Below are 16,414 nucleotides of genomic sequence, written 5' to 3'. Positions count from 1 at the left end.
TTTTAGTAATTTTTTATGACTTATAAGACCTTTTTTTTGTTAAATGCATTAAGCAACCTTTCTTTATAAAACAGTATTTTTGGCATAAGCTAAAGGTAAAGCTTATCTTTGCGTTAAATTATTATTTTAAGCTACTGAAAATGAGCAAAGCAATTCTGGGATTTAGTAAACTTAGCAAACAGGAAAAAATTAATTGGCTGGCACAACAGCATTTTGCCGACCCTGAGGCTGCCACAACACTTTTGCAAAGCTACTGGAATACCGATGCCGAAGTGCAAAAGTTGCACGACGAATTTATAGAAAATACTGTTACTAATTTTTACCTGCCGTTGGGTATAGCTCCCGGATTTATTATAAACGGAAAAGAATACACCATTCCGATGGCTATCGAAGAAAGTTCGGTAGTTGCAGCAGCCAGCAAGGCCGCAAAATTTTGGTCAACACGAGGAGGTTTTAAAGCCACCGTACTTAATACCGAAAAAATTGGTCAGGTACACTTTATGTATAATGGGAATGCTGACAAACTCAAAGTTTTTTTTGAAGAGACTAAGAATGAGTTTTTTACCGATACCGAGACCATAACCAAAAACATGCAAAAACGCGGCGGGGGTATTTTAAATATTGAACTGCGCGATAAAACCCATCTTATACCAAACTATTACCAGCTCCATGCAACTTTTGAAACCATAGACAGCATGGGAGCCAATTTTATAAACTCATGTTTAGAACAGTTTTCTAAAACTTTGCGTGAGGAAGCCCAGCTATATACCGCTTTTACCGAAGAAGAAAAAGATATTAAAGTGGTAATGAGTATCCTTTCTAACTACGTGCCGGAATGTGTGGTTCGTGCTGAAGTATCGTGCCCCGTTGAGGCACTTAATGAAGATAAAAACATCAGCCCTGAAGAGTTTGCAGACAAGTTTGTTGCCGCCGTAAAGATAGCCGAAGTAGAAACCTATCGTGCCGTTACCCACAACAAAGGCATTATGAATGGTATTGATGCAGTGGTTGTAGCTACCGGAAACGATTTTCGTGCGGTTGAAGCCGGAGTACATGCCTATGCAGCCAAAAACGGTCATTACACAAGTCTGTCTCACGCAAAAATTGAAGATGGTCAGTTTACATTTTGGCTCGACGTGCCATTAGCATTAGGTACAGTAGGAGGTTTAACTACATTGCACCCACTTGTAAAACTTTGCCTCCAAATGCTTGGCAATCCATCTGCCCAGGAGCTTATGCAAATAGTAGCCGTGGCCGGACTGGCTCAAAACTTTGGTGCACTGCGATCTTTGACTACCACAGGGATACAACAGGGGCACATGAAAATGCACCTTATGAATATCCTGAACCAACTTGAGGCTACCGAAACCGAAAAACAACAGGCTGTAAAGCATTTTGAAAAAAACACCGTGAGCCACAGTGCGGCAGCAGAATTTGTAACCCAACTACGAACCATAGATAAAGCACGCATTGAAGAAGACTTTTTACAGTAACGGAAAGCTGTTTATTACAGGAGAATATACCGTACTCGACGGTGCCGATGCTTTTGCGCTGCCCACAAAGCAGGGACAGTATCTCGAAGTTGAAGAAACCAACAGCGGCATTATAAACTGGAAAAGTTATGATGCTGATGGTTCTGTTTGGCTGGAATGTTCCCTGCCTGTAAAATCAGTTACAGAAAATATACCGACCGGTATATCACCAGAAGCTGATACGCTCATAGAAGTACTGCATCATGCACACCTTTCTAATCCAAACTTATTAAAAAAAAACACAGGATTTGATGTAGAAACAAGGCTTACATTTTCAAGAAAATGGGGCTTGGGCACCTCCTCTACTTTTATAAATAACGTTGCGCAATGGTTTAAAATAAATGCATTTCAACTACTGGCAGACAGTTTTGGAGGCAGTGGCTATGATATTGCCTGTGCACAAAACAACACCCCTGTAATTTACCGCATCAATGGCAATGATCCTTATATAGCTCCCGTAGACTTTTATCCAACGTATGCCAATAAACTATGGTTTGTATACCTTAACCAAAAACAAAACAGCCGGGAAGCCATAGCAGCATACCGTGCCCAACGTCAAAATATAGCACCTGTGATTACCCGCATAAACGCCCTCACTCAAGATGCAATACAAGCCAAAGATGCACAGGAATTCGGATCGGCATTAGAAAAGCACGAAGCCTTACTGTCTGGGGTTTTAGGCATTGCACCTGTCCAGGAACGCCTGTTCCCCGAATTTAAAGGTGTAGTCAAAAGCCTTGGTGCATGGGGTGGCGATTTTGTTTTGGCCGTATCGGAAGAAAACCCTATCGGGTATTTCAAAGCTAAAGGATATGATACTATTGTATCTTATCATGATATGATATTGTAAACTTAACTGAGAATAAAAATAGAGGTCTTTAGAATTCAACCAATTCCTAAAGACTTACTAAAACAAAAAGTCCTCCAAATTGGAGGACTTTTTGTATATACTAACGCTACTGATTAATTAAACTCGTAACGGTTATCTTCAATATCAGCGGCATCTTTAAGAGCATTTGTAATTCTGCCTTGTACGCTTCCACGTCCTTCAGCCATAAGCCTTGTGGTTATAGCTGTATAGTTTTGAGGAGCTGCTGCTTTTTCAACGCTGGTAGCTTTTATCATAAATACACCTGCAGTACCATCTATAAGACCTGATGTTTTTCCTGCAGCAAGACCAAATGCTTTACCTACAACTTTAAGTTCAGGACCAACACTTGGAACCATTGGGCTTGCAAAGCTAACGCCTGTTGCCGTCGCAATGCTTGATCCAGATGCTTTAGAAACAGCCTCAAGTGTAGAGCCAGTCATTTTTTTACGGATAAGCTCAGCTTTTTTCTCGTTACGTACTAACGGAAGTACAGATATTCTAGCTTCTTCTAAAGGAAGTAATCCTTTTTCGTTTATTGTTTTAAGTCTTGCAACAACACTACCCTGAGGAGTATCGAATTTCTTAACATCGCCTATTTTAGTACCGTTCTCGTAAGCCCAACGAACAATAGCCCTTTGAGCACCAACACCAGGAATGTTCTCATCGTTAACACCAAGACCGTTAGCCGGGGTTACAGTAAGATTAGCCGCTTTAGCAAGGTCTGCAAAAGATTTTTTACTGTCTCTTGCATCCATTTCTAGTTTAGTTGCTTTTACAAAGTTAGCATCAGTAGTAGCCTCTGTAGGCTGTATTTTTTGAGCTATTGTAGCAAGCTGTACGCCTTCGTATTTATCAAGAACTTTAATCACGTGGAAACCAAAATCAGTTTCAACAACACCTGTAGAACCTACACTGTTATTAAAAATATAATCGTTAAATGGTTTTACCATTTGATTTGGAACGATATCATCATAAACACCGCCTGTACCCAACGACCCTTTATCATTTGAGTTAAGAGCTACCAATTGAGTAAAAGAATCAGGGTTTGACCTTACCTGAGAAAGAAGTCCGTCTGCTTTAGCTTTAGCTTCTTCTTTAGTAAGTGTAACAGTAGGATCTGCCATTTGCGCACCTTTGTAAGCAATAAGTATGTGGCTTGCCTTAACACTTGCACCCGGCTTTTTACCTACCATTTTAGTAACTTTATAATAGCCATTATCTACATAAGGGCCATAGATCTGACCAGGAGCAAGACTGTAAATTTGCTGAGAATGCTCTACAGGCAGTTGCTTTTTGTTTACGTAAGTACTGTCAAATTTAATTTCAGAGTTTAGGTTTACAAACTCTTCATTATTTGTAACTCCGGCAAAACCTGGAACAGTATCGTTAGCCTTTGTTGTTTCGTTATAAACAACTTTAGGAGTAAGCAGGCTCTCAACATTTTTCTTAACCTCTGCCTCATCTGCTGCAGACGGTTTATTGTCTATAAGAACGAACTCTATATCGCGTGAAGCCTCTGCCTTATATTTTTTCTCGTTTTTCTTCATGTAAGCAGTAAGCTCCTCATCAGAAACTTTTACCTGATCGTCATTGATCGTTGTATAAGGAACAAGTACATAGTCAAATGTAGCTTTGTTGTTTTCCTGAGCAAAACGTGCTTTACCTTCCAAGTTAGTTGTAAAGTATCCTGCCTTCAGCATAGTGCCATACAACTGGCTTTTTGCAGAAGACTCGATGCTTGGCCTTTCTTTTTCGATAGCTTGGAATTGCTGCGGGTTAGTAGTTTTTAAGTTTGCAAGAAACTCATTAAACTTACCTTTATCAAATTTGCCCAACGCATTCATAAACTGAGGGTTTTGCCCAAGCATCTGTGCATAAACATCAAGCACGTGCTCTCTGCCCACACGAATACCGGCTTTCTCAAATCTTTCTTCTAAAAGAATACGGTTAACCTCTGTGTTCCAAACATAGTTTGCAGCCTGCGTAGAAGATGCTCCCTGCTGTTGTTGCTGGGTATTGTTTACTTTTTCTAAAAATTCTTTTACGGGAATATCTGTACCGTTTACACTTCCCACATTTTTAGTTACGCCAAAACCGCCACTGTTTATAATATCACCTATTATAAACGCCAGTAAACAGAAACCAATAACTCCTATGAGTAGTATTGAGCGCTCCCTTATTTTTGATAAAACCGCCATTTGTTTTGTTGTTAAAATTTTAATTCAGTGGGCGAAAATACAATTATCTATGTAATAATAAAAATACTATACTTATTTTTTGCCAAGTTTTCGTTTATTTATTTTCAGATATGAATATTTCGTTAAGCTTTATCATCTACATATATAAAATCAATGCGGTATTATTAACGAAAACGTTTAGAGTAACCGCTAATTATATTTAGCCATTACACAGAGATAAATCACTCATTATCATGCTCATCCTCTATTTCCCCAAATAATTCTTCAATAATATCTTCAACTGTAATGATACCTAACGTTATTGCATTATCATCCTGGACTACCGCCATACTCTTTTTTTTATGGGTAAGCTGAGTTAACAAATCTTTAATGTAAATAGTAGACGTAACATGCTCAATAGATATCATTACCTCCTCAATAGTTTGCGGCTTTTTGAATAAAGAAAACGAATCTACATAGCCAATTATATTATCCAAGTCTTCTTTATAAATAACAATCTTACTGTATCCCGTATCTATAAAAAGCTGTTTTAAACCTGCAACAGTATTTCCTGCATCTATGGCAGCAATATCTTTGCGGTTAGTCATGATCTCTGAAGCTGTCAGATTTGGAAAATCAAGTGCATTTTTAAAGATCTGTATCTCTGCATCTACTTCTTCCTGTTTATTGTCGCCCGTTAGCTGCTCTTTTAGATAATCATCAAGCTCGTGCCTGCTAAAAAGGTCTTTACGTGTATCTGCCCCGGTGTTAAACAGCTTTACAAGAATAAAATCAGACACCTTCATTACAGCTTTAGAAAAACTATAAAAAAGCATATAGAAAAAGTAAGCCGGCACAGTCAATGCTTTTATAAGGGTATTGGCATATACCTGAAACAGCACTTTAGGAATAAACTCTGCGGTGACCAGTATAATAAAAACCGAGAGTATAGCCTGGACTATAAACTGCCAGACATTTGGCAAGTAAAAACCTGCCCCTGCGAGCCAGCGCAGCGTAACATTGCCCATGTGGTAACCGTAAATAACCAGCACAATGCTGTTACCCACAAGCATGGATGTTAAAAATTGTGAAGGATTTTGGGTAAGACGGGTAAGAAATTTGGAAATAACGGTAGACTGCCGTTTCTCAATACTGAGATATACCTTGTTAGAAGCAACATAGGCTATTTCCATGCCCGAAAAAAAAGCAGAAAGCAACAGACATCCTATGATTATTGCTGCTTCCATAACGCTTAGTTTTTAGGTTGCCTGTTGTGATATTTTTTATGCGAACTTTTCCTGAAAAAGAACATAAAAACAGCTACACCCGCAAAAAGAAAACTTATCAGGGAGTCTTCGCCATTGTTTAACCTTACAACACCATCTATAGCAAATACAGCTGCCATAATAAGGTAAACATACGCCATATATTTTAAGTAACCCATAGTACTAATCTTCAACTTTATTAATCTGACCTTTATTACTTTGCATATTAAAGATCTTAAAATCTTTACTAAAATCTATGCCGGGCCCTTCCAGAAAGCCACCCTGACCATCTGTAAATTTAAAATATTTTTCGGTATAAAACCACTCATTCTTCTGGTCGTAATACAACTGATCAGTTTCAAGCACTTTACCGTCGTTAGAAGTAATCTTTACGTTACCCTGAAGATCTATAATGTCAGTATTTGCATAAGTAATGGCATAGTCTGATTTTATGTAGCTGTTTTTTTGCTGATTGTCTATCAACGTTACATCTACCCCTTTAGGGAATTCATTAAAGCCATATTCAAGCTGGCTGTAATCGAGCATTAACGGACTTACTAAAATAGCCTTTACCTTACCGCTGTCGGTATATTTAAGATTGATGTTCTCACTCCTGCCCACAGGGCTAAAAGCAACACTGTTAATGCGCTGCACATCTTTAAAATTACTTTCGCATGATGTTAGCAGCCCAATAATTGCCAACACTGACAGCATTATATATTTCTGAAATTTTATCATTTTAGCTTTGGCAATGTAACACTTTCATTTATCCAGCAGCCGTAAGTAATAATATCTCCCTTACCTTTTTTAACTGCCTTCGCCTCTTTTTTAGTGGGCAAGCCTTTTGTGTATTCTTCTGTCAACGAAGCTACAGTAGGCTTATACTTAGGCTCTGCAAGCTCTGCTTTTTTGAGCGTTTCTATAGCCAAAAGTTTTAGCGCTTTAACCTCAAAATCGCCAAGGCCGCAATCTTTTGGAGGCGATGCATACAAACCCGCTATAAACAAATAAGGCTTTCCTGAATTGGGGTTAACCGCAGCCGATTTTAAAGCAAACTCTTTAGCCTTAGCCCTGTCTGTAACCCTATATATTGCTGCAATATCGTTATACAGGTTGGCTTTTTGCACAGAATCTTCCTGCAATGCAACAGCTTGTTCATAATAGGCAATAGCTTCGTCAGTTTTATTTCTTTTTTGAGAAAGATAACCCAACTGCAAAGCGCTTTTATACCCTGGTCGCAATTCGTTTAACACAACTGCACCATTATACAAAACATCACTTCGGTTGCATTTATTAAAAGTAAGCACATGAACCATCGAATCTATCCATGCAACATTGCCTTTGTTTTTCTCAAAATTAGCACTGTAATAGGTCTCTAGTTTTTCGCAGCTAAAATATTTAGACGCTGCCCTAAACATATTTTCGGCTACCGCATCAAAAGTGCCTGAAAGTGTTCGTGTATCACTAAGATATGCCAATTCTTCCTGCTCAAGAACCAGCGAATTATCATCGCGCTTTTTGTGAAGGACGGCCCTTTTATCTTCAATAGTATTTTTCGCAAAAGCTATTTGGGCGGCAATATCACCTACTTTACGGATAAATTCATCCTGAGTTATACCTTTTGCTGCTTCATATTCTTTTAAGTACAAATTAAAATACAGTTCAAGCGCAGTATAATCCATAAACAACTGAGGATTGGCATTAAAAGCGTCGTTCAGCAACTTATATACTTCTCCCTCTTTAGCTAAAGACTTTTCATTTAACAGCAAAGCCCTTTTTATATCAGCACCGGATGCCGGATAGTTTTTTTGCCAGGCATCATAAAGCGCTATTCGATCCTGAACAAACTTTTTCTTCTCAGCCTCATCTTTGGTTTTAACCTCTTTATCTTTAAAGGCAGTTTCGCCATATACATAAAGCTGCTCATTAAATTTCGGGCAGTGCTTCATTAAGTCCGGCAACTGCTTTACAACATCGTCATAACTCTTGTCTTTAGCCTTTTCTTCAAGAAGTGCAAAAGCCGGTTCGCATTTAAAAGCCGGAGCCTGCGCAACTTTCGCCTTTGGCTTTGTGGTAGTTTTAGTTTTTGCTTTCGTTTGAGCAAAAGCAGTAAAGCAAGTTGTTACAGCCAGCAATAGTATAAGTGCCTTTTTAATTTTCATGCCGCACATTTTTTAAGTCTATTCGTATCTTCTCTTAACAAACCATCTGTCGTTTAGAGAGATGCCAATAAACAGGTTAACATAGTTTTCCTGAACAAGGTTAGCATTAGTAGTACCGCGTTTGCCAAACTCTGCGCCAACGTTTATATTAGACCCTCCTATAGTTCCGCTCAACGGAAAACCAAGACCAAGGCTAACGCCATAATCGTTAATATCCTGACCCGCAATTACAAGACCCGTTTTCTCATATTTCAAACCTGCTCTGTAAGTAATCCTGCTCAGGTAACTGGTATAAGACATGTATTTAGGTGTATAATAACCTCCTAAAGATATTTTATGCGAATTTTCAAAGCCCGATGCCGTCATATTCGCAAAACGGTTGCTTAATTTGCTATTTTGCTGATACGTATATTCTACTCCGGCAAACCATTTCCTGGCCTGTCCAAAACCTGTACCCACTGCGAGTTTAGACGGAATTGCAACATCTACATCAGACACGTTGATGGTTACCTCGTCGTTAACGGTTTCTGTATCAGAAGACGAAACGGTTATTGCAGCGATATTTCTTACTGTAGTATTTTTTAGGGTCGTCTCAGGCGAATAGGTTGCGCTCGCCACCCACATGTATTTTTTATTGATAAGCGTTTGATACATAGCTCCAATATTAACCCCAACACCTTTATAATCCGAAGTATTTATTTCGCGGCTTCTGTATTGTGTCGAAGTACCTCCGCTTCCAGAGGCAACAGACACTACCGATTTAGTCTCTATATCTCCAAAGTAATACTGAAAGTCGGCACCAATGCTTAATTTATCTGTTATTTGGTAGGCACCTCCAATAAAAACACGGTTTAAGCCTCCATCACCTAAAAACTCTCTCTTACGGTAAAGATTATCCGAGCTGTCCTGTACAGAATCTTTCACTTTATACCCTACCGCTGTATATGGCATTAAACCAAAAGAAACACCTACTTTTTTAAAAGCAAGCGCTACAGCCAAATAATCAAAAGTGGTACGTCCTGCATTGTCTTTTGCATCATTGGTTTTTAAAGTTGTTTTAGAAGTAGTACCTCCAACCGAGAATGTGGTAAACTTTAAACCACTGTATGAAGCAGGGTTTTGCAGGTTTAAGTGAATACTGTCGGGCACTATACTAAGCCCGCCCATCGACCTGTTCTCTACAGTGCCTTTAAACTTAACATCGCCCACGCCATAAAAAGAGTAGGGAGAAGCATTATTTTGCTGTGCTGATGCAACTACCGAAAATATAAGGCAAAGGCCTGCAATAATTTTTTTAATCATTTTTGATTCGTATATAGGTATAAAAGGTTCAAACTTTCCAATAAGAAATTTGAATTGGCAAATATGGTGCTTTTTAATCTTTTAGCCAAAAAATCAGCATCTCCTCCCGTTAATATCACCATTACATCCTGATACTGTTGATTATACTGTTGTGTAAAACCCTCAACTTCATGTAAAAGGCCGTTTACCACCCCACTGTGCATGGCTGATTTTGTGCTGTTGCCAATATAATTTTGTGGCATTTCCGGATATAACAACGGAAGTTTTGCCGTAAAATTATGCATTGCATTATATCTTAGCTGCAATCCGGGCGAAATTGCGCCTCCTAAATAGTGGTTACCATTGGTAACAAAATCATAGGTAACGCAGGTACCCGCATCTATAACGAGTCGGTTTCTTGCAGGATATTTAAGTACCGCCCCGGCAGCCAGCACCATACGGTCTATTCCAAGAGTGGCAGGTGTGGCATAATCGTTAATAAAAGGAAAAACCAAATCGTGGTTTACGGCAGTCAGCTTAGTGTTCTGCTGCAGCCATAAAAGCAGTTCATTATCTTCTTTGCCTACCACACTCATAATACTTTGGGTGGCATCAGGAATTTTTTTTAAAATTTTTTCAACCCCGAAAACACCCTCTTCCGGATTAAAAACAAATTTCTCAACAAGGGCAGTATCCTCAAATACAGCGGCTTTAATTTTTGTATTGCCTACATCTACAGCTAAAAGCATTTTGCGGTTTTTAGTGCTGCAAAGATAGTAATACATTTTTTTTAACCTTTGCTTTGCATAAGTTAAAAAAGGTTCTATATTTGCACCCGCTAACAAGTTTACTGATCTCTTAATAAAATTAAGATTTGTACGGTAAATTTTGCAATGGTACCTTAGCTCAGTTGGTAGAGCAATGGACTGAAAATCCATGTGTCCCTGGTTCGATTCCTGGAGGTACCACAAAACAAATCCCACATGGGATTTTATCTTAAAATATTGCCGGTACCTTAGCTCAGTTGGTAGAGCAATGGACTGAAAATCCATGTGTCCCTGGTTCGATTCCTGGAGGTACCACTTTAAAAGCCCTTATCTTTTTTGATAAAGGGCTTTTTTTTTGCAATTATACACAAAACCTTACATCGCTTTTTTACACTACCAGCCTTCTGGCACAATATCCGGCGAAACCTCTCCGTGCTCACTTATATAACTAAAGAAATCTTCAACCTTTTTGGGAGCAGGCTGAAAAATAGTCATCAAAGTACCTGGGTTATTTTCTATGGGATTAATAATTGTATGTAAAGTTCCTTTTGGAATAAATGCGGTATCTCCGGCTCTCAACATCGATTCTACGCCATCTATACTTACAATAAACTCCCCTGAAACAACATACACAATTTCATCCTCCAATCCATGAATATGAGGAGGAGGCCCTCCTTTATATTTAAATACATTTGGTGTTGATGTTTGAATAAACAACTCCTCATTGGTATCTGTTGATGATACCTTGCAATGCAAAAAAGTCTTATTACCAGGCTTCGTTTGCTTACCACTGTAACGACTTTCATCAGATTTTACTATGAAAGGTTTTTTACCCACCTTCTCTGAACTTTTTCTTTTACTATAAAACACAGATCCTCCTGCAAAAGAAAATGCAGGCAAGGCAAGCAGCATTGTCGAAATAAATGTTTGTCTTTTCATAAATAGTTATTTGTAAAATTGAATACCACTACTTTTTATTACAGGCAAGCCTCAAAAAAACCTTGCATAACCCTACATCCAAAACACACTCGATAAAAAACTAAGATACTAAATATTAGACGCATAAAATAATTTTATAAAATCATATCAACCACAAAAAAGTCCGTAAGATATCACAAACACCAACTATTAGCTACAGTACAATTTTTTTGTTATTTTTATAAATAAAAATTCTATGCCATATTACAGAGCCCTGTTTAAACTGCCCGGCGGCAGAGAACTTGAAGCCCATAAAGGATATGTTCCTGATATATTTTTTGACGCCATACAAAAAGTTACCGTTAACGATATTGTAGATACTTATGAAGATGGTTTTGTGCTTTCAACCGACCTGCATGAAAAGCTGAACATTCACGACACCTACACCAGCTATGCAGCCATAGGCAAAAATGCTCCGGTGGGAACAAACACATCTACCGAATTTAAAACGGAATTATTAAACCTGCTAAAAAATGCCAACCACGCACGGCCATTGGAAAACCACCATGGATATCAGGTTTTTTACATGGAATATATTGAAACTCCACCCGATGATGATTAATAGAAAACGAATAAAAACAAAAAAACCGAAACATTATTGTTTCGGTTTTTTTTTGAGCGGAAGACGAGGCTCGAACTCGCGACAACCAGCTTGGAAGGCTGGAGCTCTACCAACTGAGCTACTTCCGCTTTTGTGAGTGCAAATATAATACATTTTATTTCTTTTGCGCAAGCTTTTTCTATAGAAAATTTCAGTGTTTTTTCTTCCCAAAAGCTAAAGCGTTTGCCTCTAATTTGTTACTAAACTGTTTAGGTTTAAAAAAATTAAAATTAAGTCTGAAAACTTTTCAAAAACACTCTCAGCAACCACACAGAGCCACCAATTATGTAATACATAAAATTTTTCCTGTTAAGTAATAATTTCACAAAATTTTATATCTCATTTTAACAATTCAAGAAATTGGTTTTGTATCTTTAAGGTAAATTATAAGACGGCAAATCACAATCCGGACCCCATAAAAACCGCTCACGGAGCATTATAAGCACCCCGGATTATCTTATCCTTCTGTTCAAAACAGGGCTTAAGTAGTAACGCCATTTTAAGATCTGTACAACCAAACACAAATGTTATGATCAGGCCAACTACCATATTATGTGCATTGTTGCTAATAGTTGCTTCCTGCCAAAATACCGGGCGGCTAAAAGAACAACTGCCTGTACAACCCGAAAATACAGCACACTTAAAAAACACTCCTTTAGCTTTAGATCCCATACTACTTCAAAATGTTCCCGAAGTTGTCAAAGAATTTTATGCCGCTAATGGCAACGTTACCTTATGGACAACTCAGGATGACCGTAAAGCACTACAGCAAACTATTGCTGATGTAGAAAATGACGGACTGCTGCCTGATGATTACAGTCTTACTTTTTTAAAAGAATTTGAAACACTTACGGCAATATCCGAGCAGGACTGCATGCGTTATGACCTAATGCTCACCGAAGCCTTTACATCTGTAACCAACCACTTATTTAAGGGCAGATTAAAACCCGATGGCGTATATACAGACTGGGCACTTACACCAAAAAAACTCGACACCAATAAACTGCTCACCGAAGCTTTGCAAAACCATAACGTAACCGAAGTTATAGATCGTTGCAGGCCACGCCATAAAATATACGGCAGCCTGCGCAAAAGCCTTGCCTATTTAAACACATTGCCTAACGACAATACAATAAACAGCATTGTCATTGTCAAACCCATTACTTTAAACGATAGTACTTCTACAGTACACAGCATAAAACAAAGACTGGCCTATTGGCAGGATCTGGATAGTATATATCTTAACGATAATGTTTACAACGCAGCAACAGCAGTGGCTGTTAAAAAGTTTCAGGAACGCCATGGTATTGTGGCAGACGGTGTGGTGAACAGCCGCACTGCACAGGCTTTAAACTTTAGCCGAAACCAGCGAAAAGAACAGGTAATTGCCAACCTGGAGCGCTGGAGATGGTTTCCATACGACTTTGGCGAACGGGCTATTGTAATAAACATTCCTGATTATGGACTGGCTATAGTAGAAAACAATAAAGACACGATACAAACTTATAAAGTTGTGGTAGGCAAGCCCGACAGGCGCACCCCGGTACTACAATCTACTTTAAGCAACCTTATTATAAACCCTACATGGACGGTGCCTCCCACCATCTTAAAAGAAGATCTTACCCCTACTGCCACTAAAGACCGCAACCATTTTATTGACCTTAACATGAAAATATACCTTAATAACGCAGAAGTGTCTCCATGGGAATGGGATCCTGAAAAGGCTACAAGCTACAGGTATGTTCAGGGACCGGGCAACCACAACGCTTTAGGAAGGATAAAGTTTAATTTTCAGAACAACTTTAGCGTGTATCTACACGACACCAATCATAAAGAAAATTTTGCAAAGCCTTACCGCGCACTGAGCAGCGGTTGTGTAAGGGTTCAAAATCCTTTTAAACTGGCCGGCTATGTATTGGAAAAACAGGAAGCAGGATGGACCAAAGATAAAATAGATGAAATTCTGGAAACCGGGGAAACTACAAACGTAGATATAAAAAAATCCATCCGGGTGCACCAGCTATACTGGACCGCCTGGATGGATAAAGACGGGCTGCAATTTAGGAATGACATTTACAGCCTCGACAAAATATTATATGCTAAACTAAGAAGCTAATAATTTAGATTTTGCAAAGTAGCTTTTAGTAGGATGGTAAATAAACAAACATGCTTTGCCCTGTAATAAAGTTACAATTTCTTTCGTAAGGGCTACCGGCAATGCCGGGCAACCCTGGCTCCTGCCCAAACGGTGATGTTGTTTTGTAAACGCTTCACTAACATAATCAGCAGCATGCATAACCACTCCCCTGTTGCGTGCATTACTGTTAATACCATTTTCCAGTCCGTCAAGCTTTAAACTTTGGCCGTGTTTGCCGTTGTAAATTTCGCCTGTGGCATAAAATCCAAGGCTGCTTTGATTAGAGCTGTTGGCATTACTAAATGCAGTAGCAAACTCATTGCCACTATTCCTGCCATGAGCCACAAGGGTGTTGTAAACCACAGTTTTAGAAGCCATATCTATAATCCAAAGTCTTTTAGAATTGGAAGAAAGGCTGAAATCAATAACGGCAAGATAATCTTTTTTGATTTTTCCCTGCTCTTTTAGCTGGTTATATCCCTTGATAGCGTTAGAGAAACATTCAAAGGCAGGCATAGATGCAGAGTGCGATTTAATTGTACTGTAAACAGTTTCTGTTTCAGTCATTTCATTAGCCACAGGTGCGGCTTTTACATTGTGTTTTGGTGTTGTTGCGGTAAAAGAAAAGAACAAAAATAAAACCGACGTAAAAAAGTTGTAACCCATAGTAATCATTTAGTTGTGCATTCTAACAAAGCCGCTAAATAAGTTAAGAAAAACCAAACTTCCAAAAAGCAACTGTGTTAAAATCAAATATTTAACATTTTCATTTGGCAGGGACTCATTCCTGTGCCGTTCTCACTTCATAATATCTCTATAACGGGACAAAAGCTATGCAAATTGTGTAAAACCTAAAATTATATTAAAATTTAAATTTTGCTTTACTAATCTTAATGCGTTTGCAATACAATAATTGGTTAATTTATAGTAATTTTATCCCTCAACTTCGTGTTAATATAATCTAAAACTGTGCCAAAAAAACTTAAGTAATTGAAAATGAATAAAAAAGTTATCCTTATGATACTTGACGGCTGGGGAAAATCGCTAGACCCAAAAGTATCTGCCGTAGACAATGCCAATACTCCTTTTATTGACAGCCTTTATACACAATATCCTAATGCAACCCTAAGAACAGACGGCCTTAACGTTGGTTTACCCGAAGGCCAGATGGGCAACAGCGAAGTAGGCCACATGAACCTTGGCGCAGGTCGTATTGTATATCAGGATCTTGTAAAAATCAACCTTGCCGTTCAGGATAATACTATTGCAAAAGAGCAGGCACTGGTAGATGCATTTGCCTACGCTAAAGAAAATAACAAAAAAGTACACCTTTTAGGTCTTGTTTCCAATGGTGGCGTACACAGCCATATTGACCACCTTAAAGGCCTTGCAGATGCTACTCAGGCAGCAGGTCTTGATAAAGTATATATACATGCATTTACCGACGGACGCGATGTTGACCCGAAATCCGGCATTGGTTTTATTGCCGATATAGAGAACCATATTAAAGATACCAATGTAAAGCTGGCCTCTATTACAGGCCGCTACTATGCAATGGATCGCGACAAACGCTGGGAGCGCGTTAAACTGGCTTATGACGTGTTAGTACATGGTACAGGCACTCCATCTACAAATGCGGTAGACAGCATACAGCAAAACTATAATGAAGGTATTACTGATGAGTTTATTAAACCGATAGTAATGACTACTGATGGCACTACCCTGGTTGCTATTGTAGAGCCTGATGATGTGGTAATATTCTTTAATTTCCGTACAGACCGCGGGCGCGAACTTACAGAAGTACTTAGCCAGTTCGACATTCATGAGCAAAATATGCACAAGCTTAAGCTGTATTTTGTAACATTGACCAACTATGACGACACCTTTAAAGACGTTCATGTGGTGTATGATAAAGATAACCTGACTGAAACTTTGGGTGAAGTAGTTAGCAAAGCAGGCAAAAAACAGATACGTATTGCCGAAACTGAGAAATATCCTCACGTAACATTTTTCTTTTCAGGAGGGCGCGAAGAACCTTTTGAAGGAGAGACAAGGATATTGCGCAACTCTCCAAAAGTCGCAACTTATGACCTACAACCTGAAATGAGTGCGTTTGAACTAAAAGACGCTTTGGTACAGGAACTTAAAAAAGGAGAGGTAGATTTTGTATGCCTTAACTTTGCCAACGGCGACATGGTGGGGCACACCGGTGTATTTGAGGCAGCAATTAAAGCCTGTGAAGCTGTAGATGCCTGTGCTAAAGAGGTAATTGAAACCGCTCTTGAAAACGGCTACACCACTATTGTAATTGCCGATCACGGTAACTGCGAAACCATGATAAACCCAGATGGCAGCCCTAATACAGCACACACTACCAACCCAGTGCCTATTATTTTGGTTGATAAAGAAATTAAGCATGTAAAAGACGGCATACTTGGCGACATTGCCCCTACTATACTGCACCTTATGGGAGTAGAGAAACCTGAGGTAATGACAAGGACATCATTAGTTTACTAAGATTTTTAGAAGCTGAAAGACTTTAAATAATGCAAACCCCGTTGGTATATAAACACTGACGGGGTTTGTTTTTTTTATGTAATGTAGCGAACTAAAAACCAATCACTCCTAAAAATAAAAAAACCG

14 protein-coding genes and 3 tRNA genes are annotated in these 16,414 nt (G+C 38.8%); 7 read left to right on the top strand and 10 right to left on the bottom strand.

The window, feature by feature from the left end; translation table 11 throughout:
• Positions 1–140 precede the first annotated feature (140 nt).
• Together GR160_RS13375 and GR160_RS13370 are read left to right on the top strand one after the other, a co-directional pair.
• On the top strand, positions 141–1,493 hold the full coding sequence (locus GR160_RS13375; protein WP_160750374.1) for a hydroxymethylglutaryl-CoA reductase, degradative: 1,353 nt from the start codon (positions 141–143) through the stop codon (positions 1,491–1,493).
• Positions 1,471–2,382: a GYDIA family GHMP kinase gene (locus GR160_RS13370; RefSeq protein ID WP_160750373.1), complete on the top strand. Its 912-nt coding sequence runs from the start codon at positions 1,471–1,473 to the stop codon at positions 2,380–2,382. Before GR160_RS13375 ends, GR160_RS13370 begins: the two co-directional genes overlap by 23 nt.
• A gap of 113 nt (positions 2,383–2,495) precedes the next feature.
• Here GR160_RS13370 and GR160_RS13365 read toward each other — a convergent pair whose 3' ends face one another.
• The 7 genes from GR160_RS13365 to GR160_RS13335 all read right to left on the bottom strand — a co-directional run bounded on the left by GR160_RS13365 (position 2,496) and on the right by GR160_RS13335 (position 10,037).
• Positions 2,496–4,601, bottom strand: coding sequence for a peptidylprolyl isomerase (locus GR160_RS13365; protein ID WP_160750372.1), 2,106 nt, complete (start codon positions 4,599–4,601; stop codon positions 2,496–2,498).
• 221 nt (positions 4,602–4,822) lie between these two features.
• Positions 4,823–5,827: a hemolysin family protein gene (locus tag GR160_RS13360; protein ID WP_160750371.1), complete on the bottom strand. Its 1,005-nt coding sequence runs from the start codon at positions 5,825–5,827 to the stop codon at positions 4,823–4,825.
• A 5-nt stretch (positions 5,828–5,832) separates the two neighbouring features.
• A complete protein-coding gene (locus GR160_RS13355) occupies positions 5,833–6,024 on the bottom strand; it encodes a hypothetical protein (RefSeq protein WP_160750370.1) in 192 nt (63 codons plus the stop codon).
• Positions 6,025–6,028: 4 nt separating this feature from the next.
• Positions 6,029–6,583, bottom strand: a complete 555-nt coding sequence (gene lptC / locus GR160_RS13350) for an LPS export ABC transporter periplasmic protein LptC (protein WP_160750369.1) — start codon at positions 6,581–6,583, stop codon at positions 6,029–6,031.
• Entirely contained in the window at positions 6,580–8,007 is a 1,428-nt protein-coding gene (locus GR160_RS13345; RefSeq protein ID WP_160750368.1) for a lipopolysaccharide assembly protein LapB, read from the bottom strand. Before GR160_RS13345 ends, lptC begins: the two co-directional genes overlap by 4 nt.
• Positions 8,008–8,025: 18 nt before the next feature.
• Positions 8,026–9,309 carry a hypothetical protein gene (locus GR160_RS13340; RefSeq protein ID WP_160750367.1) on the bottom strand — a complete coding sequence of 428 codons (1,284 nt, stop codon included), beginning with the start codon at positions 9,307–9,309 and terminating at the stop codon, positions 8,026–8,028.
• Positions 9,306–10,037 carry a type III pantothenate kinase gene (locus GR160_RS13335; RefSeq protein ID WP_160750366.1) on the bottom strand — a complete coding sequence of 244 codons (732 nt, stop codon included), beginning with the start codon at positions 10,035–10,037 and terminating at the stop codon, positions 9,306–9,308. Before GR160_RS13335 ends, GR160_RS13340 begins: the two co-directional genes overlap by 4 nt.
• A 146-nt stretch (positions 10,038–10,183) precedes the next feature.
• On the opposite strand from GR160_RS13335, the gene GR160_RS13330 reads away from it, so the two are divergent.
• Together GR160_RS13330 and GR160_RS13325 are read left to right on the top strand one after the other, a co-directional pair.
• Positions 10,184–10,256, top strand: a tRNA-Phe gene (locus GR160_RS13330).
• A 41-nt stretch (positions 10,257–10,297) separates the two neighbouring features.
• Positions 10,298–10,370: transfer RNA gene (locus GR160_RS13325), tRNA-Phe, on the top strand.
• A 78-nt stretch (positions 10,371–10,448) separates the two neighbouring features.
• Here the strand turns inward: GR160_RS13325 and GR160_RS13320 are convergent.
• Positions 10,449–10,994: a cupin domain-containing protein gene (locus GR160_RS13320; protein ID WP_160750365.1), complete on the bottom strand. Its 546-nt coding sequence runs from the start codon at positions 10,992–10,994 to the stop codon at positions 10,449–10,451.
• A 235-nt stretch (positions 10,995–11,229) separates the two neighbouring features.
• Between GR160_RS13320 and GR160_RS13315 the strand changes: the two genes are divergently transcribed.
• On the top strand, positions 11,230–11,595 hold the full coding sequence (locus tag GR160_RS13315; protein WP_160750364.1) for a hypothetical protein: 366 nt from the start codon (positions 11,230–11,232) through the stop codon (positions 11,593–11,595).
• A gap of 55 nt (positions 11,596–11,650) precedes the next feature.
• On the opposite strand, the gene GR160_RS13310 is transcribed toward GR160_RS13315, so the two are convergent.
• Positions 11,651–11,723, bottom strand: a tRNA-Gly gene (locus GR160_RS13310).
• Positions 11,724–12,163: 440 nt separating this feature from the next.
• Here GR160_RS13310 and GR160_RS13305 point away from each other — a divergent pair.
• Entirely contained in the window at positions 12,164–13,750 is a 1,587-nt protein-coding gene (locus tag GR160_RS13305; protein WP_160750363.1) for a murein L,D-transpeptidase, read from the top strand.
• Here GR160_RS13305 and GR160_RS13300 read toward each other — a convergent pair.
• A complete protein-coding gene (locus tag GR160_RS13300; protein WP_160750362.1) occupies positions 13,739–14,437 on the bottom strand; it encodes a murein L,D-transpeptidase catalytic domain family protein in 699 nt (232 codons plus the stop codon). The genes GR160_RS13305 and GR160_RS13300 overlap by 12 nt on opposite strands.
• Positions 14,438–14,767: 330 nt before the next feature.
• On the opposite strand from GR160_RS13300, the gene gpmI reads away from it, so the two are divergent.
• Positions 14,768–16,288, top strand: a complete 1,521-nt coding sequence (gene gpmI / locus GR160_RS13295; RefSeq protein ID WP_160750361.1) for a 2,3-bisphosphoglycerate-independent phosphoglycerate mutase — start codon at positions 14,768–14,770, stop codon at positions 16,286–16,288.
• The last annotated feature ends 126 nt before the right edge of the window (positions 16,289–16,414 follow it).

This window comes from Flavobacterium sp. Sd200, assembly GCF_009826935.1.
Classification (GTDB): Bacteria; Bacteroidota; Bacteroidia; order Flavobacteriales; family Flavobacteriaceae; genus Flavobacterium.
The sequence above is the reverse complement of the archived record's forward strand: the minus strand, read 5'-3'. Positions and strand labels throughout refer to the sequence as shown.